Source organism: Shewanella mesophila, assembly GCF_019457515.1.
Lineage (GTDB): Bacteria > Pseudomonadota > Gammaproteobacteria > Enterobacterales > Shewanellaceae > Shewanella > Shewanella mesophila.
Map to the genome: position 1 here is coordinate 360,142 of NZ_CP080421.1, position 24,587 is coordinate 384,728.

24 protein-coding genes are annotated in these 24,587 nt (G+C 46.1%); 21 read left to right on the top strand and 3 right to left on the bottom strand.

Translation table 11 applies throughout. The features are described 5' to 3' along the window. Positions 1 to 178: 178 nt before the first annotated feature. The 3 genes from K0I73_RS01665 to priA form a co-directional block, all read right to left on the bottom strand. The gene (locus tag K0I73_RS01665; protein ID WP_220062829.1) at positions 179 to 763 is read right to left on the bottom strand and encodes an SPOR domain-containing protein; all 585 of its coding nucleotides are present in this window, start codon (positions 761 to 763) and stop codon (positions 179 to 181) included. Positions 764 to 777: 14 nt separating this feature from the next. Further along, a complete protein-coding gene (gene argS, locus K0I73_RS01670) occupies positions 778 to 2,523 on the bottom strand; it encodes an arginine--tRNA ligase (RefSeq protein ID WP_220062830.1) in 1,746 nt (581 codons plus the stop codon). Positions 2,524 to 2,647: 124 nt separating this feature from the next. Beyond that, entirely contained in the window at positions 2,648 to 4,843 is a 2,196-nt protein-coding gene (gene priA / locus K0I73_RS01675; RefSeq protein WP_220064215.1) for a primosomal protein N', read from the bottom strand. Between the two features lie 194 nt (positions 4,844 to 5,037). Here priA and K0I73_RS01680 point away from each other — a divergent pair, with 194 nt between their 5' ends. From K0I73_RS01680 to K0I73_RS01780, 21 genes are all read left to right on the top strand, one after another. Beyond that, entirely contained in the window at positions 5,038 to 5,742 is a 705-nt protein-coding gene (locus tag K0I73_RS01680; protein ID WP_220062831.1) for a LysM peptidoglycan-binding domain-containing protein, read from the top strand. 261 nt (positions 5,743 to 6,003) lie between these two features. Continuing rightward, positions 6,004 to 6,216 (top strand): 50S ribosomal protein L31, encoded by a 213-nt coding sequence (gene rpmE, locus K0I73_RS01685; protein ID WP_220062832.1) that lies wholly within the window; start codon positions 6,004 to 6,006, stop codon positions 6,214 to 6,216. Between the two features lie 147 nt (positions 6,217 to 6,363). Next, positions 6,364 to 7,134 carry a thermonuclease family protein gene (locus tag K0I73_RS01690; RefSeq protein ID WP_220062833.1) on the top strand — a complete coding sequence of 257 codons (771 nt, stop codon included), beginning with the start codon at positions 6,364 to 6,366 and terminating at the stop codon, positions 7,132 to 7,134. A 178-nt stretch (positions 7,135 to 7,312) separates the two neighbouring features. Continuing rightward, positions 7,313 to 8,560 (top strand): malic enzyme-like NAD(P)-binding protein, encoded by a 1,248-nt coding sequence (locus tag K0I73_RS01695; protein ID WP_220062834.1) that lies wholly within the window; start codon positions 7,313 to 7,315, stop codon positions 8,558 to 8,560. Between the two features lie 134 nt (positions 8,561 to 8,694). After that, a complete protein-coding gene (csrD, locus tag K0I73_RS01700; protein ID WP_220062835.1) occupies positions 8,695 to 10,605 on the top strand; it encodes an RNase E specificity factor CsrD in 1,911 nt (636 codons plus the stop codon). Between the two features lie 247 nt (positions 10,606 to 10,852). After that, positions 10,853 to 11,731, top strand: coding sequence for an MSHA biogenesis protein MshI (locus K0I73_RS01705; protein ID WP_220062836.1), 879 nt, complete (start codon positions 10,853 to 10,855; stop codon positions 11,729 to 11,731). Next, positions 11,732 to 12,337: a PilN domain-containing protein gene (locus tag K0I73_RS01710; RefSeq protein ID WP_220062837.1), complete on the top strand. Its 606-nt coding sequence runs from the start codon at positions 11,732 to 11,734 to the stop codon at positions 12,335 to 12,337. Beyond that, the gene (locus K0I73_RS01715) at positions 12,334 to 12,990 is read left to right on the top strand and encodes an MSHA biogenesis protein MshJ (RefSeq protein WP_220062838.1); all 657 of its coding nucleotides are present in this window, start codon (positions 12,334 to 12,336) and stop codon (positions 12,988 to 12,990) included. The genes K0I73_RS01710 and K0I73_RS01715 overlap by 4 nt, the downstream gene beginning before the upstream one ends. Before the next feature lie 34 nt (positions 12,991 to 13,024). Next, positions 13,025 to 13,312, top strand: a complete 288-nt coding sequence (locus tag K0I73_RS01720; RefSeq protein ID WP_258405257.1) for an MSHA biogenesis protein MshK — start codon at positions 13,025 to 13,027, stop codon at positions 13,310 to 13,312. Then, complete coding sequence (gene mshL, locus K0I73_RS01725; protein ID WP_220062839.1) at positions 13,313 to 15,010, top strand: pilus (MSHA type) biogenesis protein MshL; 1,698 nt, start codon at positions 13,313 to 13,315, stop codon at positions 15,008 to 15,010. 6 nt (positions 15,011 to 15,016) lie between these two features. Next, complete coding sequence (locus K0I73_RS01730; RefSeq protein WP_220062840.1) at positions 15,017 to 15,925, top strand: ExeA family protein; 909 nt, start codon at positions 15,017 to 15,019, stop codon at positions 15,923 to 15,925. After that, complete coding sequence (locus K0I73_RS01735) at positions 15,922 to 17,136, top strand: tetratricopeptide repeat protein (protein WP_220062841.1); 1,215 nt, start codon at positions 15,922 to 15,924, stop codon at positions 17,134 to 17,136. The genes K0I73_RS01730 and K0I73_RS01735 overlap by 4 nt, the downstream gene beginning before the upstream one ends. Continuing rightward, positions 17,133 to 18,893, top strand: a complete 1,761-nt coding sequence (locus tag K0I73_RS01740) for a GspE/PulE family protein (protein WP_258405258.1) — start codon at positions 17,133 to 17,135, stop codon at positions 18,891 to 18,893. The genes K0I73_RS01735 and K0I73_RS01740 overlap by 4 nt, the downstream gene beginning before the upstream one ends. 2 nt (positions 18,894 to 18,895) lie before the next feature. Then, positions 18,896 to 20,116 (top strand): type II secretion system F family protein, encoded by a 1,221-nt coding sequence (locus K0I73_RS01745; protein WP_220062842.1) that lies wholly within the window; start codon positions 18,896 to 18,898, stop codon positions 20,114 to 20,116. Between the two features lie 40 nt (positions 20,117 to 20,156). After that, on the top strand, positions 20,157 to 20,648 hold the full coding sequence (locus K0I73_RS01750; protein ID WP_220062843.1) for a hypothetical protein: 492 nt from the start codon (positions 20,157 to 20,159) through the stop codon (positions 20,646 to 20,648). A gap of 78 nt (positions 20,649 to 20,726) precedes the next feature. After that, entirely contained in the window at positions 20,727 to 21,356 is a 630-nt protein-coding gene (locus K0I73_RS01755) for a type II secretion system protein (protein ID WP_434086707.1), read from the top strand. Positions 21,357 to 21,441: 85 nt separating this feature from the next. Next, the gene (locus K0I73_RS01760) at positions 21,442 to 21,963 is read left to right on the top strand and encodes a prepilin-type N-terminal cleavage/methylation domain-containing protein (protein ID WP_220062844.1); all 522 of its coding nucleotides are present in this window, start codon (positions 21,442 to 21,444) and stop codon (positions 21,961 to 21,963) included. 17 nt (positions 21,964 to 21,980) lie between these two features. Further along, positions 21,981 to 22,496 carry a type II secretion system protein gene (locus K0I73_RS01765; RefSeq protein WP_220062845.1) on the top strand — a complete coding sequence of 172 codons (516 nt, stop codon included), beginning with the start codon at positions 21,981 to 21,983 and terminating at the stop codon, positions 22,494 to 22,496. Positions 22,497 to 22,642: 146 nt separating this feature from the next. Next, positions 22,643 to 23,089, top strand: coding sequence for a pilus assembly FimT family protein (locus K0I73_RS01770; protein ID WP_220062846.1), 447 nt, complete (start codon positions 22,643 to 22,645; stop codon positions 23,087 to 23,089). Positions 23,090 to 23,129: 40 nt separating this feature from the next. Beyond that, positions 23,130 to 23,693: a type IV pilus modification PilV family protein gene (locus K0I73_RS01775; protein WP_220064219.1), complete on the top strand. Its 564-nt coding sequence runs from the start codon at positions 23,130 to 23,132 to the stop codon at positions 23,691 to 23,693. A gap of 19 nt (positions 23,694 to 23,712) precedes the next feature. Beyond that, positions 23,713 to 24,537 (top strand): PilW family protein, encoded by an 825-nt coding sequence (locus K0I73_RS01780; RefSeq protein ID WP_220062847.1) that lies wholly within the window; start codon positions 23,713 to 23,715, stop codon positions 24,535 to 24,537. Positions 24,538 to 24,587: the final 50 nt, after the last annotated feature.

A 24,587-nucleotide genomic window follows, 5' to 3' on the forward strand; every position in this document is an offset into this window, starting at 1 on the left:
TTGAAATTTCAAGGGAGAAAAGTAGTGGCGACTGACTATCTCACCACTCTATGGCTGATAAGCATCTGCTTAAGTGAGTGAATATCGATTCTGGTACTGTTCGGTATTATTCTGGTGCGCAGGAGGAACCAAAATAGAAAACGGGCCAAAAGCCCGCTTTAAGTGTTTGAAAGGTTAACTAACTGCCTTCCCAGAACCAGATCTGGCAGCCATTTAAACCGCCGCCCTGTAGAATATGACGATGTTTCTCAGCTAAACGCTTACGATCATAGGGACCCAATACCACCTTGTACCAGATCCCACTGCTACCTTCGACCTTACGCACCTGAGCTTCGAGTCCTTGGAAAGCGATCATGGCTTTCATCTGTTCAGCTTGAGATTGCTTTCTAAATGAGCCACATTGCATCTGATAGGGCCGAGTTGGGCCCGTGCTTTCTGGAATATCCACCTCAACCTGTTTATTTTCCAGTTCCTGCTGATAGGTCCACTCCTCCTTTGGTTTTGGAGGAAGCGCATTAGGATCTTTTTTCTGCACTTTAGGTTTGGTCGCCTGTTCAACAACGACCTCTGGGGTTACATCGCTGGCACTATCATTGATACTCCAGAGAAAGTAACCGAAGCCACCAATTAACCCAAGAGTCACAAGAGAAAGCAACAAGGGAAAACGTGTTGGCGCAGGTTGGGCAGACTTGCGTCTGCCACCTTTCGCCTTGGCTCGTGCTTTGGACGCAGGTTTTCTATTTGCGTAATCGCGATTGCTCATCTTCCCGCCTTACTTTACATGCGCTCTAAAGTTTCGATACCTAGCAGATCCAAACCTTGCTTCAGCGTTTTCGCAGTAAGTTGTGACAGCAATAAACGGCTCTTCTTCTCGGTTTCAGAATCTGCGGCGAGAACAGGACAAGCCTCATAGAAGCTTGAGAACGCACCTGCGAGTTCAAATAGGTAGCCACATAATGCGTGAGGTTGACCTTTAGCAACCATACGGTTTAGCACTTCGCCAAACTGGGCTAATTTAGTGCCTAACTCTTTCTCTTTATCATGTTCGAGCTTGATGCTGGCATCGCTTAAATCTACGTCTGTGGCACGCTTGAAAATACCGGCTACGCGCGTATAGGCGTAAAGCAGGTAAGGCGCAGTGTTACCCTCGAAGCTCAGCATCTGCTCGAAGCTAAAGATATAGTCACTGGCGCGATTCTTAGATAGATCGGCATATTTAACTGAACTAATACCCACTACTTTAGCGATTTTTTCTAGTTCGTCTTGATCCATGTCTGGATTTTTACTGCGAACGAGCTCAAGTGCGCGAGTCTCGGCTTCACTTAATAGGTCGACCAATTTAACCACGCCGCCTGAGCGAGTTTTGAATGGGCGGCCATCTTCACCGTTCATGGTGCCAAAGCCCATGTGCTCAAGGCTCATGTTTGGGTTAACGAAGTTAGCCTTACGCGCCAGATTAAACACTTGTTGGAAGTGCAGGCCTTGACGTAAATCGACAAAATAAAGCGCGCGATCGGCGTTAAGTACGTTTGAACGATAGCGCATAGCAGCCATATCGCTGGTGGCGTATAGGTAGCCGCCGTCCGCTTTTTGGATGATAACAGGAAGTGGCTCACCCTCTTTGGTCTTAAATTCATCTTGGAATACGACTTTTGCGCCGTTACTTTCAGATAATAAACCTTGAGCATCGAGATCGAGTACGACTTGCTCTAAGTCATCGTTGTAGGCACTCTCGCCGCGAACATCGGCGCGAGTTAGGCTGACACCTAAACGGGCGTATACGTCATGGCAATGGCTCAATGAGATGTCGTTAAACTCTTTCCATAACTTGTTGCAGTACTCATCACCCGATTGCAGTTCGACCACGAGCTTACGAGCGCGGATGGCGAACTCTTCAGACTCATCGAAACGCACTTTTGCGGCGCGGTAAAAGCTTTCGAGATCAGATAGCTCCATTTGTGCTTGTTCGCCATTTTGGGCGCGCAGCTCTTCCATGTAAGCCAGCAACATACCAAATTGGGTACCCCAGTCGCCGACGTGGTTTTGACGGATCACCTTGTGACCTTGGAACTCAAGTGCGCGTACCACACTGTCACCGATAATCGTTGAGCGCAGGTGACCTACGTGCATCTCTTTGGCAAGGTTAGGTGAAGAGTAGTCGACCACGACAGTTTGTGGCGTTGGCAAAACAACACCTAAGTGGTCATCCTTTAACGCAGCCATTAACTGATTGGCTAGGGCATTGTCATCAATAAAGAAGTTGATGAAGCCAGGGCCAGCGATTTCAACTTTCGCCACTTGGCTATCTTGCGGCAAGTTGTCGATAATTAGCTGAGCTAATTCACGCGGATTTTTGCGTGCCACTTTGGTTAACATCATGGCTAAGTTGGTGGCAAAATCACCGTGAGTTTTGTCTTTGGTTCGGTCTACCTGAATACGCGCTTCAAAATCGGCCGGAATGATCTCCTGCTGTTTTAGGGTATTGATGGCTTGTTCGAGCAAAGATTGAATATGTGATTTCATTGGCGTTTAATCGACAGTTACTTAAGATAAAAAGATTCAGGGATAACCGCGTATTTTAGCCGTTAGTGGTGGCTAATTGCTATCCTCTGGGCTGAAATTCATGCGCTATTTTACATATTTTTTATTACAACAGGTCTTGCGGGTCGCGATCTAGGCTCCAGCGGCACTTCTTGGCCAAGGGTAGCGCTTCGATTTGCGGCAGTGCGATTTCGAAAGATTGCTGCAGCTGACGGCGTTCTTTGGTTTGAAACATTAGCTGACGGCGAAATTTACCTGCTTTCTTATCCATAGGAGCAGGCATTGGGCCAATCACTTCACAAAGCTCATTTTGCGGCAAGATTGCTGCCACTTGATTGAGGAACTCATCGGCGTCTTCTGCGTTATGGGCTTCTGCTCGAAGCAGAAGCATATGCCAGGCAGGTGGCAGTAGCGCTTGTTTACGCTCTTCTAGCTGGCCTCTGGCAAATTCACCGTAACCTTTATGCATCAGTTCACGCAAGATCGGATTATCACACTGATGGGTCTGCAATAAAACGGTCCCTGGCTTACTTGCACGACCTGCGCGCCCAGAGACTTGAGTGTAGAGCTGACCAAAGCGTTCGGGGGCCCTAAAGTCGGCGCTAAATAGCGCGCCGTCTACGTCGAGTAAGCCCACTAAGGTCACATCGGGGAAATGATGACCCTTAGCCAGCATCTGCGTACCGACTAAGATTTTATATTCGCCTTTATGAATCGCATTAAGATGACCTTCCAGTGCGCCTTTGCGGCTGGTGGTATCGCGGTCGATACGCACGACAGGGTATTTGGGGAACTCTTTTGCTAGCGCTTCGGCTAATTGCTCTGTGCCGACCCCTTGTCCCATTAACATGGTACTTCCACACTGATGACACTGGCGCGGTATCGCATATTGATTACCACAGTGGTGGCAACGGATCTCACCAAGCGATTGATGTACTGTAAAAAAGGCATCACAGCGGTCGCATTCATGCAGATGGCCGCACTCATGGCAGAGTAAGGCGGGAGCGAAGCCACGTCGATTAAGAAACAGCAACACTTGGTTGCCAGCATCTAAATGAATTCGCATCTCATTGAGTAGGGCATGGGACAGGCCGTTTTTTAACGGCTGATTACGAATATCGACAATGCCTTGGCGCACCTTTTCTGCCACTCCAGCTCGCTCACCTAAGCTCAAGTGATGGTAGCGTCCCGATAGCGCGTTTTGTAATGTTTCTAACGATGGAGTGGCGCTGCCCAGTAATACCGGAACTTTCTCTAAGTGGCCGCGCATGACAGCTAAGTCTCGGGCGTGATAGCCGACACCTTCTTGCTGCTTGAAGCTGCTGTCATGCTCTTCGTCTAGGATGATTAGCCCAGGATAGCGCATCGGAGTAAATAACGCCGAGCGAGTACCAATAATGATCGCGGCTTCACCTGCTCGTGCTTGACGCCAGGCGTTAAGGCGTTGGTTGTCAGTTAATCCCGAGTGAATAACGGCGACTTGGACATTAAATCTGTGTTTAAACCGACTAATGGTTTGCGGGGTGAGACCGATCTCTGGAACCAGAATAAGTGCCTGTTTACCCTGTTTCAGTACAGTTTCTAACAGCGCTAAATAGACCTCTGTTTTACCCGAACCCGTGATCCCTTCTAATAAGGTGCAGTGGTAACCCGTTTGCTGATTAAGTGTGGCAACGGCGATCGCTTGCTCAGGATTTAGCTTATGAGGCTCTTCGTCTAGAGATAAGTTCTCTCGCCAAGAGAGGTCGAGTTGGTTGTCTCTATCTTGGTAATGGATCCAGCCTCTATCTTGCAGTGCCTTAATTGCTGTTTTACTCAGCTCGAGTGCATTGAGCTCCTCCTGAGTTAGCTCACCCTCACTTAATTGCTGCATTACTTTGCGCTGGGCAGGGGCGCGTTTTAATGTCTCTATATCAGCATTTTTTCCTGCATCAGTCACTTGCCAATAGCGGGTGCTTTCTGCGCTGACTTGGGCGCCTTTGCGCAGTGCAACTGGGATTGCTTGGGATAGCATCTGCCCTACGCTGCAAAAATAGTAACGCGCTGCCCATTGGGTCAATTTATACAGGGATTCAGGAAGCAGTGGTTCGCGGTCTAAAAATTCAATCACCGATTTTATCTGCTGCGGGGCTAAGCTGCACTCGTCGCTTGTGCTGGTGACTAAACCGATCAGTTGCTGGCGACCAAAGGGGACTTTGACTCTTACTCCTTTTAGTGCCATCGGGATATCGGTTTCTTTCACCCGATAACTAAAGGTTTGGCGCATAGGGATAGGAAGGGCAACTTCAACAAACAGGGGCATAAACACAGGTAACTGAATTTTAGGTATAAGCAGTGTAACCAGCGATTTTTGCTAGGGCTACCACTATCTGTTTGTTTGCTAACTTTTGTCCTAAATCGGCTCTGTTTTGGTGATGGGGATTTGTAATAAAGATGTTGAATCACAACTGATAATTGTGCTTAATAGAGGGACAGTTTTTATCATAAGACGATGATATGAGAACAATTCTATATGCCATACTGACAACGTTGTTACTCGTAAGCTATTCAAGTATGGCCAAAGTCACTCATGTGAGTATTAATCAGCAGCAGTTTGTCTTGGGGGCGAATCCTAAGCTGAAGGTTAATATCGTTACGGAGCGTTCTCACTTAGATAAGTTACAGTTTATTGTCGAGCAACAAAGTGGTAGCGAACGTTTAATGGTGAGTCCAATCAATAGTTTTATGCTGTTGCTTGACGGTGTTGAAGATGTCACCGATGCCGATGCGATGTTGATCGTCAAAGAGTATCAAATTAACCAATGGCAAGAGGTTAAGCGGATGCGCCTGTTTGATGGTGTTGCGGTCACTAAACCAATAGTTAAGCCGTTATCTAATAAAGATAAGTCCGTTAATCTTGCTAAATCTAAAAGTGTCGTCGCAGCTCAGCCTATTCTGGGTGGCAAGTTAGTAGAAGCCAACTGCCAACTCAACTATGACGGACAGCAGACGCTCTGGCGCATCGCCTCTGTTTATGCAAAAGAGTGGCACCTGAGTACCTATGGTGCCGTGCTAGCGATTTTTGATGCCAATCCGAACGCCTTTTCTAAAGGAAAGATTAACAATCTTAGGGCAGATGTTGTACTCGACTGTCCCTCTTTGCCAGTTAAGCAAAGATACCTAGACGCCAAATTTGCCAAACAGACGTTTGATGCAATGTAATCCTGTTGATACTTTTTAGTTCCATTTAGCTGTGATGATTCACTATAAGTCGATATAGACGGTTCGAAAGTTTGGCGGGAATTCCTTAGTGGCGATGATGGCTTGAGTTCGATACTTCTTATGCCTAAGGATTTAATACGCCGAGCTTGTATCTATTGTTCGTATCCTGTACTATCCTGCGCCTGAATATTCTATTAACTGCATGTGGTGTCCGACTTCGGGTTGGAAGAGCGACATGGCCTTTAACTTGAGGTAATCCCAATGAAAGCAGGCATTCATCCTGATTATGCAGAAATCACTGCAACTTGTACTTGTGGTAACGTTATCAAAGTAAACTCTACTGCTGGTAAGCCACTTCACTTAGACGTTTGTGGTGCATGTCACCCATTCTACACTGGTACCCAGAAAGTTATGGATACTGGCGGACGTATCGACAAGTTCAACAAGCGTTTCGGTATGCTTGGCAAGAAGTAAATATTACTTCTGTAACGAATTTAAAAAAGGTGCCTATATGGCGCCTTTTTTGTTGCCTGCGATTTATATCTCTTATGTGTTATAACTTGTTGTATGTTAGTTCAAACAATGTCTTTGGCATTACTTAATCGAGGGATTTGATAAGCGATGAAAACTATTATCGTGATACTGGTATTGCTGGTACCGTTTGTCGCACGCGCAGGAGAAAGTCTTTGTGTGCCGACCCAGTACGATGAGGTTGTCCAGTTTGAGAGTGTGCTTGATGGCGATACCATTAAATTAACCGACGACAGAAATATCCGTTTAATCGGCATAGATGCTCCTGAGATTGATCGTAACTATCCTGAACTATCAGAGCCTTTTGCTAATCAAGCCAGGCAATTTCTTCAACAATATCTTCAGTCTGGACAGAAGCTCAATCTCGCTTTCGATCGCAAGCGCTTAGATCCTCAAGGTAAGACGCTGGCTTATGTTTATACGGATGACGGCACTCATCTGCAGGAGTTGATGCTCAGCAGTGGTTACGCCAAAGCCCGAGTTTATCAAAATGACTATTTTTGGCAGTGTTTGGCGGGGGTTGAACGAGAAGCGCGCAACAATCGTCTCGGTTTATGGCGTTTTCCAGCATACCAACCAATGACAGTCGATCAAATCACTCGTGAAGATCTTAACCGTTGGCGAGAGGTCAGAGGAGTGGTTACTGGTTTTGAAAGAAAAGGTCAGCATATTTGGCTAATTATTGATGAAAAATTTTATGTGGGCATACCTAGAGAAGAATCTGGTAAATTTAGCAACATTTTGAACCTAAACTTGCTTGAAAGCCCCGTAATTGTCCGTGGAGAGTTGTATTATTCCTACAAAAAGTGGCAGTTGATCAGTTATCATCCCTCACAGATAAGTTTGCAAAATACGCCTTAGAACGATTTTGATGATAATAAGCTGAAATTTTCTAATATCTTGTTTAAAAAGTGTCTTGATTCGAGTATCTTAGCCGCTTAACAACCCTGTTCGTTAACAGCTGTATATTTTGTTAACCCACATGGAAGTTTAGACCTCACTCTAAGATTCATTTGCCGCATTTTGCAGGATTATTAAAATGGCCGATTTCCGTCAACAAGCCCTCGATTACCATGAGTTCCCCATTCCAGGTAAAACCGCTGTTAGCCTGACCAAGCCCGCAGAGACCAGTATGGATCTGGCTCTAGCCTACAGTCCTGGCGTTGCAGAGCCGGTGCGTGAAATTGCCGTTAATCCTGATGACGCATATCGCTATACCGCCAAGGGTAATACGGTGGCAGTGATCTCTAATGGTACTGCGATCCTTGGATTGGGTAACTTAGGTCCACTAGCGTCTAAACCCGTTATGGAAGGTAAGGCGCTGCTATTCAAGCATTTTGCTAATATCGATGCGACAGATATCGAGATCAAACACCGCACGACCGAAGAGTTTATCAATACCGTTGAGGCGATTGCAGACACCTTTGGCGGCATTAACCTAGAAGATATTAAAGCGCCAGAATGCTTTGAAATTGAAAAGGCGCTGATTGAGCGTTGTAATGTGCCTGTATTCCATGATGACCAACATGGTACCGCTATCGTTACTGCGGCAGGGATGATCAATGCGATCGAGATTCAAGGTAAGAAGCTAGATGAAGCCGTATTTGTTTGTATGGGCGCTGGCGCGGCTGCCATTGCCTGTATGACTATGTTGGTGAAGTGCGGTGTGCAGCGTGAAAATGTTTATATGCTAGATCGCAAAGGTGTTATTCATACCCGCCGCGAAGATATCAATGAATATAAGGCATTGTTTGCCAACAATACCGATAAGCGTACCTTACAGGACGTGATTAAAGGCGCCGATGCATTTTTAGGCTTGTCTGGTCCAGATGTATTAACTGCCGAAGATGTTAAATTAATGGCTGATAAGCCTGTTATTTTTGCTTGTTCTAATCCTGATCCAGAAATTAAGCCTGAATTGGCTCATGATGTACGCAAAGATTTGATCATGGGCACGGGTCGTAGCGATTATCCAAACCAAGTGAATAATGTGCTGTGTTTCCCATTTATTTTCCGTGGAGCCTTAGATGTGCGCGCGGCCAAGATTAATGATGAGATGAAAATTGCTGCGGTTCACGCAATTGCATCATTAGCCAAAGAGCCTGTACCAGCAGAAGTGCTAGCCGCTTATCCTGATGTGTCAGAGCTTAAGTTTGGCCCTGATTATGTCATTCCTAAGCCTATGGATAGCCGCTTATTATCAAACGTTGCTAAAGCTGTGGCACAAGCGGCGATTGATTCAGGCGTCGCTGCGATAACCACTTTGCCTGAGCATTACATGGCGTAATGGCTAGCGAGTAATAAAAAAGGGCCTAAGGGCCCTTTTTTATTGTGAAAAATAGTGTTTATTTGTATGTTGTTTACTGCACTAGCAGAATAATTCTGCCAGCTAGAATAATAATAATCCTGCAGGAAGCGGAAATGAAAATCACTGAAATACTGACCAAAAAATTAACCGCTTTCTGGCTACTATCCTTAGCTGCTGTAGCGTTTATCTTTTTACTTACCGCTTTGGTCAGTTTTGTTCAGCTAACCTACAAGTTTCAACAACGCCAGATGTCGGAATTTGAGTCGATGCTGTTGCAGCATCAACAACAGCATCAGTTAAAACACTTCGATATCTGGTTACCACCAATCTTATCGGCTTACAACGCCCAGCATTTTTTGTTAACTCGCAATGGCGAAGTCGTCTATCAGTACGACAATCCAAATAGCGAAACGAGTTTAGTTCATTACGATCGTGTCTTGAGTGAACCTCTGGCACTCACCTTCCATATCAGTTTGCCACAGCCCTTTGTGCTTAATAATGTGAGTTGGCACGGCGCGCTGATTTTTCTATTTGGTGTGGTCGTTATCTGGCTATTTGTGCGCTGGGGTCATGCCTGGTTAGCAGAGCAGCTTGAAGGGGTCGAAGATCTTGCTAAGCGAAGTCATCTTATTTTGTCTGGCGATTATGATAAAGCGTTAGCAGAGAGCGGTCACGGTCGACCGCGCTTGATTAATCGCGCATTGACACAATTACTGCTCGAACTTGAGGATGCCCAGAAGCAACGAGCCCGCTTCGATCAGTTTATTCGTTCTAATACTTTTCTTGATCCTGAGACTGGGATTGGTAACCGTTTATTTTTAAAGAATAGACTCGATGCCTTAAGTAATAACGAGGGTATGATGGCACCCGGTGTGTTGCTGCTGTTGGAGATGGAAGATCTTGATCTGCTGCAGCAAGAGCTCGGTGAAGAGGCTATCCATGAACTGCTTAGCCAAACGATCAGTGGTATCAGCCAGTTGCTCGATACTCAAGCCAACAGCATATTCTCTCGTCGCTCCTATAATCAGTTCGCGATTGTGGTGCCGCAAATATCCTTGGCGGATGTTGAAAAGCTTGCCGCCAAGTTATTAAAGGTCTGTTTAGCTCAACCTCTCGATGGGGTTAATAATCGAGATGATTTTTTTCATATCGGCCTTGCTTACTTCAAGGTGGGTGAAAGTAAAGAGCAGCTGCTTGAGGAAGCAGAGATGGCGCTGAGAGCCGCACAGTTCCAAGGCAGCAGTAGTTGGTTTATGTACGATAAAGGTGCTGTCGATGAGGAGTTTGCGCGGGGAACCGTGCGTTGGCGTAGCTTTCTTGAATATGCCTTGGTGAATAAGAGAGTCGTTGCCTTTTCTCAGCCAGTAATGGATAGCGATGGCCTTGAGCATCACAAAGAGATCTCCTGCCGACTTAGGGATAGCAGCGGTGGTTTAGTGCGGGCGACCCTGTTTCTTCCTATGGCAATAAAGTGTGGTTTGACACCGCAGATAGAGCGTCAAGTCATCGAAACTGTGTTGTTTGATCTATTAGGGAGTAATCCTACTGATGACGCAAAATACAGTGTCAACTTGAGTTTAGATACTTTAAGTAGCCGCGCGTTTATTCGTTGGTTAAAAACGACTTTACTCGAATATCGTCACCTTACTTCGCAATTAATTTTTGAGCTGAATGAAGATATCTTGGTGAATAACATGGATAAACTGAAGCCTCATCTGGATATGATCAGTAAGATGGGGGCAAGTCTGTGTGTCGATCGTGTGGGTCAACAAGTGGTGAGTATGGAATATATTCAAGCCTGCAAAATCGATATCATTAAGCTGCATCGTTCAATCGTGAGACAGATTCATCTACGTCAGGAAAATCAACTGTTTGTAAGAAGTATTATCGGTGGATTATATCGCTCCGAGGTACAGTTTTTTGCCGAAGGGATTGAGTCATTTGAAGAGTGGCAAACATTGAAAATTTTAGGGGTGAGCGCAGGCCAAGGCAGTCTGTTTAGCGAGCCGATGGAAGAAGTTTAATCTCGTTATTGTTCTGTTGTTATTGAGGCTGGCTTGTTGTTTTTTGGTTGCTACTTCACGGTTAAAGCAACCTATCTCATTGATATTGGTTTTTTTCTATAAAATTAACAGATTAGAAGCTACAATAACGATAGTTTTTTGACGCTTGATCGCTCATGAGTTTGTACAGCTGTTGTACGTGAGTCTTTTTAGTGCGCAATTTGGGATTCTCAACGTCGCTTGAGCATTGGATAACGGACAAGCCTTGATGGAAAATAATCTTTTGAGTAAGTTTGCCTTTTGGCAAAAGAAACACAATAGAGTCGACTTAGGCGTTTATATCAACACCAATGGGATGACCGTCTATCAGGAAGATCTCCCTTTGCGTCAAATTCCGCTGACGAAACAAGACTGGCGCGGCGCTTTTCAAAACTTGGTCGCGCAAGTTCCTGGTGCCCATCTCCAGATCGTATTAAGCGCCGACTATTATCAGTTGCTGGTTGTCGATAAACCCGCGGTCGACGACGAAGAGATAGGCCAAGCGCTGCAATGGTCGATTAAGGATATGGTGTCGAAACCTATTGCTGAGCTGCATCTCGACTACTTTGAGTCTCCCCAATCTAACAATAATAAATTAACCGTTGTTGTGGTCGACCGACAAATGATGAGCGACCTTGCTCTGGCAGCGCAGCAATGTGATGTGGCGATTGCGGGGATCAGTATTGAGGAGATGGCCATTAGCAACCTATCTGAGAATGAAAACCTTGCTAAGCTCGTCTTATCTCACGAGCCAAATCACGAACTGAAATTGACTGTGATTAAGCAGGGCAAGCTTTATATGCAGCGAAGTGTCAGAGGGTTTAATCAGATTGATGTGGTTAGCGCCGACGATTTACGCCTAGGCATCGCCGATAACCTGAGTCTAGAACTGCAACGTTCAATGGATTACTTTGAAAGCCAGTTACGTCAAGCGCCAGTTGCTTCAATAGAGTTACTGATGGATGGAGCGAAAGAGGAGTTAGCTCGTTTGTTATCGGCAAATTTCGATCAACAAGTTAATATAATTCAGTGCACGGGCGTCGCCGATAAATTTGCTGAACTTGCTTTTGCTGAGTTTAACCATGATCGTCAACAGGAGGTGGCTTAGATGACGCCTAAACTGCGGGTTAACCTGTTTAACCAATCCCTACTTCCTCCGAAACTAAGAGTATCCTTTGTAAAGCTAACTCAGCTGACATTGGGTCTTGTCGTGTTGCTGCTGATAGCCAATCTTATTAGTTATCTTAGCGTGGCCGATTTAACCCAGCAAAAATCAACCTTGTTACAGCAAAAAACGAGTTACGATCAGCAAAAGTCGCAACTTGAAATAGATATTGCAGCCAGAGCGGCTTCACCCGCTCTAGTGGCCGAAGTCGATCTGATGGCACAACAGCTGGAGGTGAAGCGGAGACTGTTAGGTGAACTGGGCAATGTTCAGGCGCTGACGAGCCGGGGATACTCTTCATTATTGACGGATTTAGCAAGGGTTGCAGACAGTTCCATCTGGTTGAGGCGTATTCATGTGATTGAAGATCAATTTGAATTTGAAGGTTACAGTAGGGCTCCGTTAAATGTGCCACAGTGGGTCGAGCGTCTGAAGCAAGTAGACACTCTAAAAGGTCAAGCGTTCAGCACGTTAACAATGAGCCGTGGAGAGGGTGAGCCCTTGTCTTTCATACTGCGTAGCCGTGTGGTGGAGGAATCGACTCAATGAAGGCTAAATTCGATCAACTAGCAGAAAGATTTGATCTGCTTTCACAGCGTGAACGGGTGATGGTAGCTTTAGCCGTGATCATTGTCTTAGGCATGTTGCTCTATTTACCTATAGAGTCACAGCTACTCGAGCGTAGCGATCTGCAGCGCACCGTAAAATCATTGACCTCTGAGAATGCCATTTCAGTTCAACAAATTGCACTGTATCAAGAACGATTAGCACAAGACCCTGACGAAGATTACCGACAGCGCCAGATAACTCTGAGTCAGCAAACTGCTGCGGTCGACCAGGAGCTCTCCTTCCAAATGGTTGATATGGTTCCTGCTGAACACATGCCCGCCATGCTGAGTGAATTATTAGGTCGGGTGAAAGGGGTTAAATTGTTGGCGTTCGATACCGTCGAGCCTAAGCCTCTGTTGGCCGTCGGTGATGAAAACAAGTTGAACCTGTATAGCCACGGAATAAAACTCGCGTTAGAGGGAGACTATTTCTCGACACTGGGTTTTGTACAGGCTGTGGAAAATATGCCAAATAAACTTTATTGGAAACAGTTAGATTATTCAGTAGCCGAATACCCCAAGGCAAGCGTGGTATTGGAACTATATACCTTAAGTATCAATAAGGATTTTATCAGTGTTGCGAATCAAGGTTAACCCTCTGTCAGCACTGGCGTGTATGGTGCTATTTATGACTAGTTGTTTTGTCCAATCCGAGTCGCTTAGAGACCCAACGCGGCCTGGCGTCGGCAGTGTTTCTCTATCGACAAATCAGCAAGGTACTGCAGAAAAACTTAAATTAAACAGTGTATTGATATCCGGTGGCAATGCTACGGCTATTTTTAACAACAAGATCTATACCATAGGTGATTCGGTTCAAGGTGTAAAAATCGTGCGTATAAATAACCAAGGTGTTTGGCTCTCTGATGGCCGCCAGTTTGCTTTATACCCAGCCGTAACAGAGACGAAGGGACAATAAATGACAGCGATAAAAACAATTACGCCTCTACTAGTGCTTTTATTAGTGGCATGTCAGACAACCGACCGTCCACAGCCTGTCGAATCGAAATCGACGCTTTCTCATTCCATTGCTAGTGAAACGGCCAAGCAAGTACCGCCGCCAGCGGCCGTGATGCCCGATTCGGTGCAGCGTGAATTATCTGCAAACACCCTACTCAGTGGGGTATCTCCAGTTATGCCTACCGAGCGTCGTTTTGATGTGGCAGCAAATGATGTCGATGCCAGAGTCTTCTTTCCAAGCTTAATTCAAGGAACGCCGCTAAGCGTAGCGGTACACCCAGATGTCACCGGAAGTATCTCGTTATCGCTCAAAGGGGTCACCTTAAGTGAAGCGCTACAGGTGGTAGAAGATATTTATGGCTATGAAGTGAGCCGAGATGGTCGAATTCTACGAGTATTTCCAGCGGGGATGCGCACTGAAACCTTTCCGTTAAATTATCTCTATATGGAGCGCCAAGGCTTATCGTTAACCTCGGTAAACTCAGGCCGTATCTCAGATAGTAACAACTCGAATAGCAGTAATAACAGTAACAACAACGACAATAACAACAGCAATAGTAGTAACTCAAACAATAACTCAAGCAATGGCTCAAGCAACAGCGGCAGTAACGAAACGACCAACGGTACTTTTATCCGCTCTACCACTAAAACTGACTTTTGGGGGGAGTTGAAAGAAACATTAATTTCAATCGTCGGTGAAACGGGTGGTGGTCGGCAGGTCGTGGTCACCCCTCAAGCTGGGCTAGTGACGGTTCGTGCTTATCCTAATGAGTTGCGTCAGGTGAAAACCTTCCTGCAAACCGCAGAGAGTCATCTGCAGCGTCAAGTTATCCTAGAGGCAAAAATTTTAGAGGTGACGCTTTCCGATGGTTACCAACAAGGGATCCAGTGGGATAAAGTTTTAGGTAGTGCGCTGACGGATGGCAATACGAAGGTTAACTTCGGCACCTCCGAAGGATCTTTTGGCGATCAGATAACGGCGGTGTTAGGCGGTATTACTTCATTAGAAATAACAAACGACACCGATTTTCGCGGCGTGATCACCTTGCTCGATACCCAAGGTGATGTCGATGTGTTATCTAGCCCAAGAGTGACGGCATCGAATAACCAAAAAGCTGTGATTAAGGTCGGTCGCGACGAGTATTTTGTAACCGATGTATCATCGACAACGGTAGCGGGTACGACGCCCGTGACTTCACCAGAGGTTGAGTTGACCCCGTTCTTTTCTGGTATTGCGCTGGATGTGACGCCGCAAATTGATGAAGAGGGCAATGTACTACTGCATATTCACCCTTCGGTTATCGATATCAAAGAGCAAAATAAGTCGATTAAGATTTCTGAAAGCACCCTAGAGTTGCCATTGGCTCAGAGCGAGATCCGGGAGTCAGATACCGTCATTAAAGCGAAGACTGGCGATGTGGTGGTGATCGGTGGTTTGATGAAGAGTGAGAATGTTGAATTAGTATCAAAGGTTCCACTGCTTGGAGATATTCCTTTCTTAGGTGAAGCCTTTACCAACCGTGCTAACTCGTTAAAGAAGACTGAACTTGTGATTTTGCTTAAACCGACCGTAGTGGGCGCCGACACTTGGAAAACCGAGTTAGAGCGTTCAAAAGCCTTGCTCGACCGTTGGTATCCAGAAGATCAAAAGGAGTAGCTAGGTTTGTATCTGCAACATTTTGGATTGGTGGAAGCGCCATTTTCGCTGACACCGAATACCGGGTTCTTTTTTGGACTAGCGCCTCATGTTGAGGCGTTGCAGGTGTTGCAAACGGCATTACAAACGGGTGAAGGATTTATCAAAGTTACCGGAGAGGTTGGTACAGGTAAGACGCTTATTTGTCGTAAATTGCTCAATGATATACCTAAGCGATTTCACTGTGCTTATTTGCCCAATCCCTATCTAACACCCGATGAGTTACGTTGGGCTGTGGCGCTAGAATTAGGGCTTAAGTATTCCGCGAGTATTGACCAACAACAACTGACCAGTTTGATCCAACAGCAGTTAATTGCCTTGTCGGCTCACGGGCATTCAATCGTGTTGGTGCTCGATGAGGCTCAAGCCTTGCCAGATGAAAGCTTAGAAGCATTGCGCCTATTTACTAATTTAGAGACTGAGAGTCGTAAGCTATTGCAGGTGGTGTTGTTTGCGCAGCCTGAACTCGATGAGCGGCTGCGTTTAAATAAGTTTCGTCAGCTGAGGCAGCGGATCACCTTCAGTTATCAACTTAGACCATTAACACGCCCAGAAACTAATGCCTATTTGAGTCATCGTTTGCAGATAGCTGGCTACAAAGGTCAGCCGTTATTTTCATTAGCTGACAGTAAACGGATAGCGAAAGCTGCCAGAGGGATCCCTAGGTTGATCAATATTTTGTCTCACAAAGCGCTACTACTGGCCTTTGGCGAAGGACTATCCGTTGTTAGCCCTCATCATGTGCGCGCAGCGATTAACGATACCGAAGATGCTGAGCCAATCTGGGGGGCAAAACCTTGGTGGTTAGGTGCAATTGGTGTGGCATCTATTTTGTCGATTGTGGTGTGGCGTTGGATTGTAGGGGGAGTAGCATGAGTGTGATTAATACCATGCTGAAAGATCTCGATAAGCGCCAGCAGAGTCATGGGGTTGATGAATTGCCCGTACCTGAGCTTCAGTATCAAAGAGCTGCCACCAGTAAGTTACCTTGGGTCTTATTGATCTTAGTGTCCGGATTATTGGTACTCGGCGGTGGTATCGCCTGGCAACGACTAACCCTGTTACAGCAAGATAATTTGCAATTGACGCAAACCATTGAGCGAACCGTGTCTAATGTTTTGCCTGCGAGGTCGACTCAGGTTGTGCCACCTGTTGCTGTTCCAAATAATATACTAGATAAATCGACTATCGCTGCTGATACAGGTGTTGATGAGGTTAATGTCGCTCAATCGCCGATGGTTAAGGGGGCGGTGACTGATAGTCTGGATCAGGTCAAAGGCTCGGCCAAACAGCAAGTGCTAATCGCTGATGACAATGGGCCTAAAGATACTGAAGCTGCAATGGTTACAGCTAATGCGTTAGCGAGTTCTAAAACTAACGCTGAGCCTGACACCGCCGTGGCAGAGGTTACCGTAGAAAAGATCACTAAAGCGCCCAGCGCTAAGCCCAGCACAAAAAGTAGCGGCTCTGGCAGCGGAGCGATGGCGATAACTGAAGTTAGGCTATCGCCAACAGAGCTAGCACAAAAGCGTTTTGGATTAGCTCAGTCGGCACAAAATGACGGGCGTATAAAACAGGCTCAAGCCTTGTTTGCCGAGGCGGTTAAGATAAATCCTGCTATGCATGAAGCGCGGCAGCATCTAGCTGCACTCTATTATGGCCAAGGTATGTTATCTGAGGCTGAATCGGTATTGGCTCAGGGGTTGGTATTGTATCCGCAAGAATATGATTACGCGTTATTGCAGGCTAGGGTATATGAAGCGGCGGGGCTATTGGATAAGGCGTTAGTGGCACTGACTCAGATCCCCGATAGCAACACGTTAGCAAAACAAAAATGGACCATGCAAAGCCACCTTGCTCAGCAGTCCAAGGCGTACGAGTTGGCGGAGCAAAGCTATCGAAAGTTAGCTCGAGCTGAGCCGCAGCAGGCGAAGTGGTGGATGGGGCTGGCCTATGCGTTAGATTCTCAGAGTCAGTTTTCAGCCGCAAAGCAAGCCTATCAGCAGGCGTTAGCTCAACGGGGTTTGTCAAATCAAGCCATTGCTTTTATCGATAGCCGTTTAGCGCAGTTAGGAGAGATCGAGTGAAACCCAAGTTAAAAATGCGTTTAGGTGACCTATTGGTACAAGAGCAGATCATTACCAATGACCAGCTGATGCAGGCGTTAGCCGAGCAAAAAAATAGTGGTAAAAAGCTTGGCCGCACGTTAATCGATCTCGCCTCTATTACCGAAGATCAGTTGCTGCAGTTTTTATCACAGCAGCTCAATATCCCCTTTTTAGATATCAGTCGCCGAGCCATTGCGCCTCAGGTGGTCAATCTATTACCCGAAGTTCAGGCAAGACGTTATCGAGCCTTGATCGTTGAAGATCTGGGGGATAGCGTATTGGTCGCCATGAGCGATCCCGCCGATCTGCAGGCGATGGATAATATCGAGGTGCTACTGGCACCCAAAACCATAACCATTGCGGTTGTCACAGAGACTCAGTTACTTGAGGCGTTTGATAATCTTTATCGCCGTACGGGGGAAATCGCGCAAATTGCAGGCAAGCTAGATGAAGAATACGCTGCCGACGATCAATTTGACTTAGCCAGCCTCACCGATGTCGATAGCGATAATGAAACGACTGTCGTTAAGCTATTACAATCGATATTTGAAGATGCGGTGCAGATGCGAGCGTCGGATATTCACATCGAGCCAGGTGATAAAGTGTTGCGAATTCGCCAACGTATAGATGGCCAGTTGCAAGAGAATATCTTACCAGAGGTGAATATCGCCGCGGCCTTAGTGCTTAGGCTGAAGTTGATGGCGGGGCTTGATATCTCTGAAAAGAGATTGCCTCAAGATGGTCGTTTTCATATGGAGATCAAAGGCCATCAGATCGATGTACGTATGTCGACTATGCCTATATATCACGGGGAGTCCGTGGTGATGCGTTTGCTGGATCAATCGGCAGGCTTATTAACCTTAAACGAAACTGGCATGCCACCATCGATGCTCGCCAGGATACGCAAACAGATAAAACGTCCCCATGGGATGTTATTGGTGACAGGGCCAACTGGTAGCGGTAAAACAACCACCTTGTACGGCGTGTTAAGTGAGCTTAATACCGCCGATAGAAAGATCATTACCGTTGAAGATCCTGTCGAGTATCAGTTGCCTCGAATTAATCAGGTGCAGGTCAACCATAAAATAGGGTTGAATTTTTCTAATGTACTTCGCACCACACTGCGTCAAGATCCCGATATCATTATGGTCGGTGAGATGCGTGACCAAGAAACTGTTGAAATTGGTCTTCGGGGGGCGTTAACGGGTCACTTTGTGCTGTCGACCTTGCACACCAATGATGCAGTAACCAGTGCCTTGCGTTTGCTTGATATGGGCGCGGCGAGTTATCTGGTTGCTAGCGCATTAAGAGTGATTGTGGCGCAGCGACTCGTGCGCCGAGTTTGCCAAAATTGCGCTCAAGCTTACCAGCCTAGCGCCCAAGATATTGCTTGGTTAAAGTCGGTAACCCATCAAGATTTCTCCGAAGCGACCTTTAAAATGGGCACTGGCTGTCAAAGTTGCAATGGCAGCGGTTACCGCGGTCGTATAGGGGTATTCGAGATACTTGAACTCGATGACGGGATGATCGATGCGATGCGCAGTGGAAATCCGCAAGATTTCGCCGCTGCCGCCTATAATAGTCCTAACTTTACTCCGCTGGCCGAGTCTGCACTCGAATATTTGGCCCAAGGATTGACCACCATTGAAGAGGTAGAAAAACTCGTTGAGGATGTCTCTGAAAATCAAATTCCTCTCTCTACCGAGATGATTAACCATTCGAAGGTTGAGGGCTAATTATGCCTGTTTATCAGTACCGCGGACGTGATTCTCAGGGCAAAGCGGTAACGGGTCAACTTGATGCGGTTTCTGAGAGTGCGGCGGCGGATCAACTTATGTCTCGAGCGGTTATCCCGCTAGAGCTTAACGAAACGAAACCTAAGCGTGAATTTAACCTTGGCAAGTTATTGAAGGGCAAGGTGGGCTTAGATGAGTTGCAAATTTTCACGCGGCAGATGTATTCGTTAACCCGTTCAGGTATTCCTATATTACGCGCGATTGCAGGGCTCGCCGAAAGCACTCACTCTAAAAGGATGAAAGAGGCGCTGCGAGATATTTCTGAGCAGCTAACCTCGGGGCGTCCGCTATCTTCGGCAATGAATCATCATCCTGATGTGTTTGATGCACTCTTTGTGTCTATGATCCACGTGGGTGAGAATACGGGCAGGCTAGAGGATGCCTTTATTCAGTTATCTGGTTATATCGAGCGTGAACAGGAAACGCGCAGGCGCATTAAGGCGGCGATGCGCTATCCGATTTTCGTGTTGATAGCCGTGGCGCTGGCAATGGTTGTATTGAATATCATGGTGATCCCCAAATTTGCCGATATGTTCTCTCGTTTTGGTGCTGACTTGCCTTGGGCGACGAAATTGTTGATCGGCACCTCAAACTTCTTCGTGAATTATTGGTATCTATTGCTGGCGGGCTTAGGGGCCATGTTTATCGGTATTCGTTATTGGCACAACAGTGAAAAAGGTGAAAAGCAGTGGGATGAGTGGAAGCTAAAGATCCCTGCAGTGGGGAGTATTATCGAACGCTCGACCCTGTCACGTTATTGCCGCAGTTTTTCAATGATGCTGAGCGCTGGAGTTCCCATGACGCAGGCATTAAGCCTTGTTGCCGATGCGGTCGATAATGCTTATATGCATGATCGTATTGTTGGCATGCGCCGCGGTATTGAGTCCGGTGACTCTATGCTACGGGTATCTAACCACAGTAAACTATTTACCCCATTAGTGTTGCAGATGGTTGCGGTAGGTGAAGAGACGGGGCAAATCGATCAACTGCTTAACGACGCCGCCGATTTCTATGAAGGTGAAGTCGATTATGACCTTAAAAACCTGACCGCAAAGCTTGAACCTATTTTAATCGGGATTGTAGCTGTGATCGTGTTGATCCTTGCTTTGGGTATCTATCTACCGATGTGGGATATGCTCAATGTGGTCAAGGGCGGAAAATAAAGTGAAGCATCACAGATTAACTAAGGTATTGGCATAAAGTATGCAAATTCAGCAGCAAGCCGACAGTGAGCTAATTCAAGTCTATGGCAAAATAGTGGCTATCGCTGTGATGTTGCTAATCTTGGCGGTATTAGGCTTCCGTTTTGTTGGTAGTGTCGACAAGGTTTCTGCTCAGGGGCTTAAAATTGAACATGCGCGGCTATTAAATGTCTTAGCTATGGTGAGGTCTCAGTGGATGTCTCAGGGACGGCCAACACAAATGATGCTCGATTGGTCTACAGCACTAGACAGAGGCGGTGGCGAACAAAATATCATTTTAATGAGCAATCAAGGTTGGCCGACATTGGATAAGATCAGCGAAAATAGCTGTAATCAGCTTTGGTGGCAGTTACTTGGCTCAAAAAACAACCTAGCTCAAGTTACAACCTCACGGGGGATTGATGGGGATATATGTAGCTTTATTGCTAGTAATGGTGATCGATTAAGTTATCAGCTGAGCACCGGACGTGTTATTTTTTTGACAGATCACTAAATTATGCGATAACAATAGTCTCTAATTTTTGTTTAACTGATAGAATTAACAGGATTATCTAAGAGATAAGGCATGACTATGACAAGCATTATGGCGACAAAGAAGCAGCAAGGGTTTTCTCTTATTGAGTTAGTCATTGTGATAGTGATCCTTGGTATCTTAGCTGCGACCGCAATTCCTCGTTTTTTGAATGTAACTGACGATGCCGAAGACGCTAGCGTCGATGGCGTGTCTGGTGGTATTGCCACCGCAGTCAGCTTTGTACGTTCACAGTGGGAAGTCGATGGCCGCAACAATAACAGTGTGGTGTTAGACGGAACGAATATCTCATTGGATAGGCGTTTTGGATTCCCTACAGGATTAACTTCAGGAAGTAACGTGGTGAGCGCAACGGCCATGACCAATGCATCATGCCAAGAAGTTTTCGCTAATATTTTGCAAAATGCACCGCGTAATGTGTTGGTGACGCAAGATGCACGTAACCAGCGTTATACCGCTCGTGTTGTCACTGGCGCAGGCGGTAATGGTGTCACTATCGATGGCACCACGGTAAACAACCTAGATCTATGTGTGTATCATCAGGTGTCTTCACTGACGCTTGATCAAGCTAGTGGTATACCGACGCCAGCGCCTGATTTAGCCACAGCAGGTGCAAAAGGGGTGTTATATAACCCAGGTACTGGGCAAGTATTGAGTTTTACCAATTAAACGTTTTTTCTAACAACTTGTATTTTAATAGTGTGTGTTTCTAACAGTAGAAGTGCAGTCGATATAATCTTAAGGGATGTTAAATATGAATAAGCAAAAAGGCTTTACGCTTATTGAGCTAGTAGTGGTGATTATTATTTTAGGTATTTTAGCGGTGACCGCCGCCCCTAAGTTTATCAACTTGCAGTCAGATGCGCGTGCATCAACATTAGATGGACTCAAAGCGTCTTTGCAAGGTGCTAACTCTCTTGTTTACTCTAAGGCTGCGATTCAAGGGCTCGATTCTAAGGCTACTGCGACGGTAATCATCGATGACAAGGGTGATACGGATGAGAGTAATGATGTTACGGTTGATGCTGTATATGGGTATTTGAATAATGCGTCTGCTGACCTTGTTAAGGTACTTGATATTGATACTACATCTACGTCTCCCGAGTGGACAATTGTCGATACGCCAACGGCGGTTACTACAACGATAACTGGCGCAATTATCATCCATCCAGGTGATAAAGCCCCATCAGACACCGCCAAGTGTTGGGTTGAATACAAGCATCCTGCAGCTAAAGGTGCAGCCCCTACCTATAAAGTTGAAGATTCAGGTTGTTAATTAAGGAATTTTAAATAATGAATAAGCAAAACGGTTTTACACTAATCGAATTAGTGGTTGTTATCATCATTTTAGGTATTTTAGCGGTTACCGCTGCGCCTAAGTTTATCAACTTGCAATCCGATGCTCGCGCGTCGACCGTGAAAGGGTTAGAAAGTGCGATAAAAGGTGCTGATAGTCTGGTGCATTCCAAGTCGCTTATAGCGGGAAATGAGACTGTAGCAAGTACTGAATCCCCTGCGCCTAAAGTAACTGTTGCTACTGGAGAAACCGTTAATTTGAATTATGGTCATGCGACACCAGTATGGACTGATAGCTTAGATAATATGTTAGATATTAATGCCGCAGCCTCAGGCACTGGTACTGAGTGGCTATATGTTCCTGCTGCAGATGCTAAAAGTATTTACTTTTATCCTCAAGGGCAAAATAGCCCTATAGCGACTACAGATGCTGGTACTTGTTATGTTCAATATGTGAATGATTTAACTGCATACGGTCCCATTACAGTAAATACTGTTGTGACAGGTTGCTAGATTCATAACCTAGAAAAAGGCCTGCATAGCAGGCCTTTTTTGTCTCTGGGGATAACAGAAATATCTGAAATAGGTGGCATTATTTGCCATACTGATTAAGTTGTTAGAAAATATAGCGCTATCAGCGGTTTGTGGGCGGATCATCAATGGAAAAACAGCAAGGCTTTACCCTTGTAGAGCTAGTGACCACCATCATGTTAATTGCCATTTTGTCTGTGGTGGTCTTGCCGCGTTTTTTTACTGGTTCCAGTTATAGTGCCTTTACCCTGCGTGATGAGTTTATTGGCGAGCTGAGACGAGTACAGCTGATGGCGATGAACAATCAAGATCGCTGTTATGGCGTGAACGTGACGGCCAGTGATTATCGTATGATGATCTATCAAACAGACTGCAGCTCGACGATAGTCACAGGTACGACGCAAAATCTCCCTAGCAACACAGCAATCAATCTTAACGGTAATACTAGTTTTGCATTGGTGTTTGCCCGTGACGGTGGCATCACATCCTGCGGCGCTGGCTGCGTCATCAAGGTGAGCGCCGATGAGACCTTAGACATTACTATCGAAAGTCAGGGATATATCCATGGGCGTTGATATTAAAGCGATTGCTCACTTGAACGAGGTTAATCCTGAGATGCCTAAGGGCGTAAGTTTTCACAGTGTCACAGCTTATCACAGGATGCAAGGCTTTACTCTAATCGAACTTGTTGTTGGCATGTTGGTACTAGGCATAGCCTTAGTGATGTTATCGACTATGCTATTTCCTCAAGCCGATCGCGCAGCCGAAACCTTGCACCGTGTGCGCTCGGCCGAAGTAGCCCATTCGCTGTTAAATGAGATTTGGGGTAAGCGTTATGATCAAAACAGCAATCCCAATGGTGGTGTTCCAGCGTGTGACGCCGCTGCACGTTCCGATTTAGGCCTTCCTGCTGGGGATGCATGTACCGACGAAGTTGATTTTGGCGCAGCAGGCTTAGCGCGAAATGCTTATCGCGATGTCGACGATTATCATGGCTTGACTCAATCAAGCCAGATGCTGAACTCCTCTCGAACCTATGCCGAGGAGTACGTCAACTACCAGCTGTCGGTCAGCGTGACTTATCCTTATAGTGATAAAAATAGCAAGCTGGTTACGATAAATGTGACTACTCCAAATGGTGAAGTGATCACTTACAATGCTCTGCGGAGTAACTATTAATGAATGCGGATAACAGGCGATGAATAATCGTTTCAGTGGCCTTAAAGCGCGCAGCCAAAACTTAGGTTTTACCTTAGTTGAGATGGTTACTGTTATCATCATTCTCGGCATTTTAGTGGTGGGAGTCAGCAGTTTTGTTATTCTCGGCACTCGTATTTTTATTGAGTCGACATCGGTCGATCAAGTCTTGAGCCAGAGCCGCTTTGCCATCGAGCGTATGACCCGTGAGCTACGTAATGCGTTGCCTAATAGCATTCGGGTTAAAACATCACCGCTACTCTATCAATGCATTGAATTTATCCCTATAAAAAGCAGCGCCAGTTACCTTGAGTTGCCTATTGCGCCAAACGTCGCTGCCAGCAGTGGGTTGATCATGCTGCCATCGACCGCTATCGACGAGAGCGATCAAATGGTGGTTTACCCATTAACCCCCACTCAAATATATGGTGGTACTGCAGCGGGCAGTGAAGGACATATTTTCGACATTAAGCAGGTGACGGGAAATGACGTTGAGTTTAACCGCCCCGTTCGCTTTGCCCAGGCATCACCTCAGAAGCGCTACTTCATGGTTAATGGTGCCGTGAGTTACTGTTTCTTAGCCTCTGGTGAAGTACGGCGTTATGGCGGTTATAGTTTAACGTCAGTGCAGCCAGCTCCAAGTCAAATGGGAGCAGGTGTGTTGATGGCGGAAAATGTCACCAATAATTTGCAGGTTCAGCCACCTATTAGTTATACCCCAGGAACGCTGATTAATAATGCTGTCGTACAGTTGTCACCACGTTTTGAGGTGAATGGTCAGTCGTTTCAATATCAGCATCAGGTGCAGGTGATCAATGTCCCTTAACTTTCATCGCTCACTCACAAACAGCAACCGAATGTATCGTCGACCCGTTC

Excerpts from the sequence above, each read along its gene's own strand:
- K0I73_RS01665 (WP_220062829.1), bottom strand. The coding sequence starts at position 763 with ATGAGCAATCGCGATTACGCAAATAGAAAACCTGCGTCCAAAGCACGA.
- K0I73_RS01705 (WP_220062836.1), top strand. The coding sequence starts at position 10,853 with ATGGAAAATAATCTTTTGAGTAAGTTTGCCTTTTGGCAAAAGAAACAC.
- K0I73_RS01750 (WP_220062843.1), top strand. The coding sequence starts at position 20,157 with ATGCAAATTCAGCAGCAAGCCGACAGTGAGCTAATTCAAGTCTATGGC.
- argS (WP_220062830.1), bottom strand. The coding sequence starts at position 2,523 with ATGAAATCACATATTCAATCTTTGCTCGAACAAGCCATCAATACCCTA.
- K0I73_RS01775 (WP_220064219.1), top strand. The coding sequence starts at position 23,130 with ATGCCTAAGGGCGTAAGTTTTCACAGTGTCACAGCTTATCACAGGATG.
- K0I73_RS01760 (WP_220062844.1), top strand. The coding sequence starts at position 21,442 with ATGAATAAGCAAAAAGGCTTTACGCTTATTGAGCTAGTAGTGGTGATT.
- K0I73_RS01710 (WP_220062837.1), top strand. The coding sequence starts at position 11,732 with ATGACGCCTAAACTGCGGGTTAACCTGTTTAACCAATCCCTACTTCCT.
- K0I73_RS01745 (WP_220062842.1), top strand. The coding sequence starts at position 18,896 with ATGCCTGTTTATCAGTACCGCGGACGTGATTCTCAGGGCAAAGCGGTA.
- K0I73_RS01690 (WP_220062833.1), top strand. The coding sequence starts at position 6,364 with ATGAAAACTATTATCGTGATACTGGTATTGCTGGTACCGTTTGTCGCA.
- K0I73_RS01780 (WP_220062847.1), top strand. The coding sequence starts at position 23,713 with ATGAATAATCGTTTCAGTGGCCTTAAAGCGCGCAGCCAAAACTTAGGT.
- K0I73_RS01695 (WP_220062834.1), top strand. The coding sequence starts at position 7,313 with ATGGCCGATTTCCGTCAACAAGCCCTCGATTACCATGAGTTCCCCATT.
- K0I73_RS01765 (WP_220062845.1), top strand. The coding sequence starts at position 21,981 with ATGAATAAGCAAAACGGTTTTACACTAATCGAATTAGTGGTTGTTATC.
- K0I73_RS01735 (WP_220062841.1), top strand. The coding sequence starts at position 15,922 with ATGAGTGTGATTAATACCATGCTGAAAGATCTCGATAAGCGCCAGCAG.
- priA (WP_220064215.1), bottom strand. The coding sequence starts at position 4,843 with ATGCCCCTGTTTGTTGAAGTTGCCCTTCCTATCCCTATGCGCCAAACC.
- K0I73_RS01680 (WP_220062831.1), top strand. The coding sequence starts at position 5,038 with ATGAGAACAATTCTATATGCCATACTGACAACGTTGTTACTCGTAAGC.
- K0I73_RS01770 (WP_220062846.1), top strand. The coding sequence starts at position 22,643 with ATGGAAAAACAGCAAGGCTTTACCCTTGTAGAGCTAGTGACCACCATC.
- mshL (WP_220062839.1), top strand. The coding sequence starts at position 13,313 with ATGACAGCGATAAAAACAATTACGCCTCTACTAGTGCTTTTATTAGTG.
- K0I73_RS01715 (WP_220062838.1), top strand. The coding sequence starts at position 12,334 with ATGAAGGCTAAATTCGATCAACTAGCAGAAAGATTTGATCTGCTTTCA.
- csrD (WP_220062835.1), top strand. The coding sequence starts at position 8,695 with ATGAAAATCACTGAAATACTGACCAAAAAATTAACCGCTTTCTGGCTA.
- K0I73_RS01720 (WP_258405257.1), top strand. The coding sequence starts at position 13,025 with ATGACTAGTTGTTTTGTCCAATCCGAGTCGCTTAGAGACCCAACGCGG.
- rpmE (WP_220062832.1), top strand. The coding sequence starts at position 6,004 with ATGAAAGCAGGCATTCATCCTGATTATGCAGAAATCACTGCAACTTGT.
- K0I73_RS01755 (WP_434086707.1), top strand. The coding sequence starts at position 20,727 with ATGACAAGCATTATGGCGACAAAGAAGCAGCAAGGGTTTTCTCTTATT.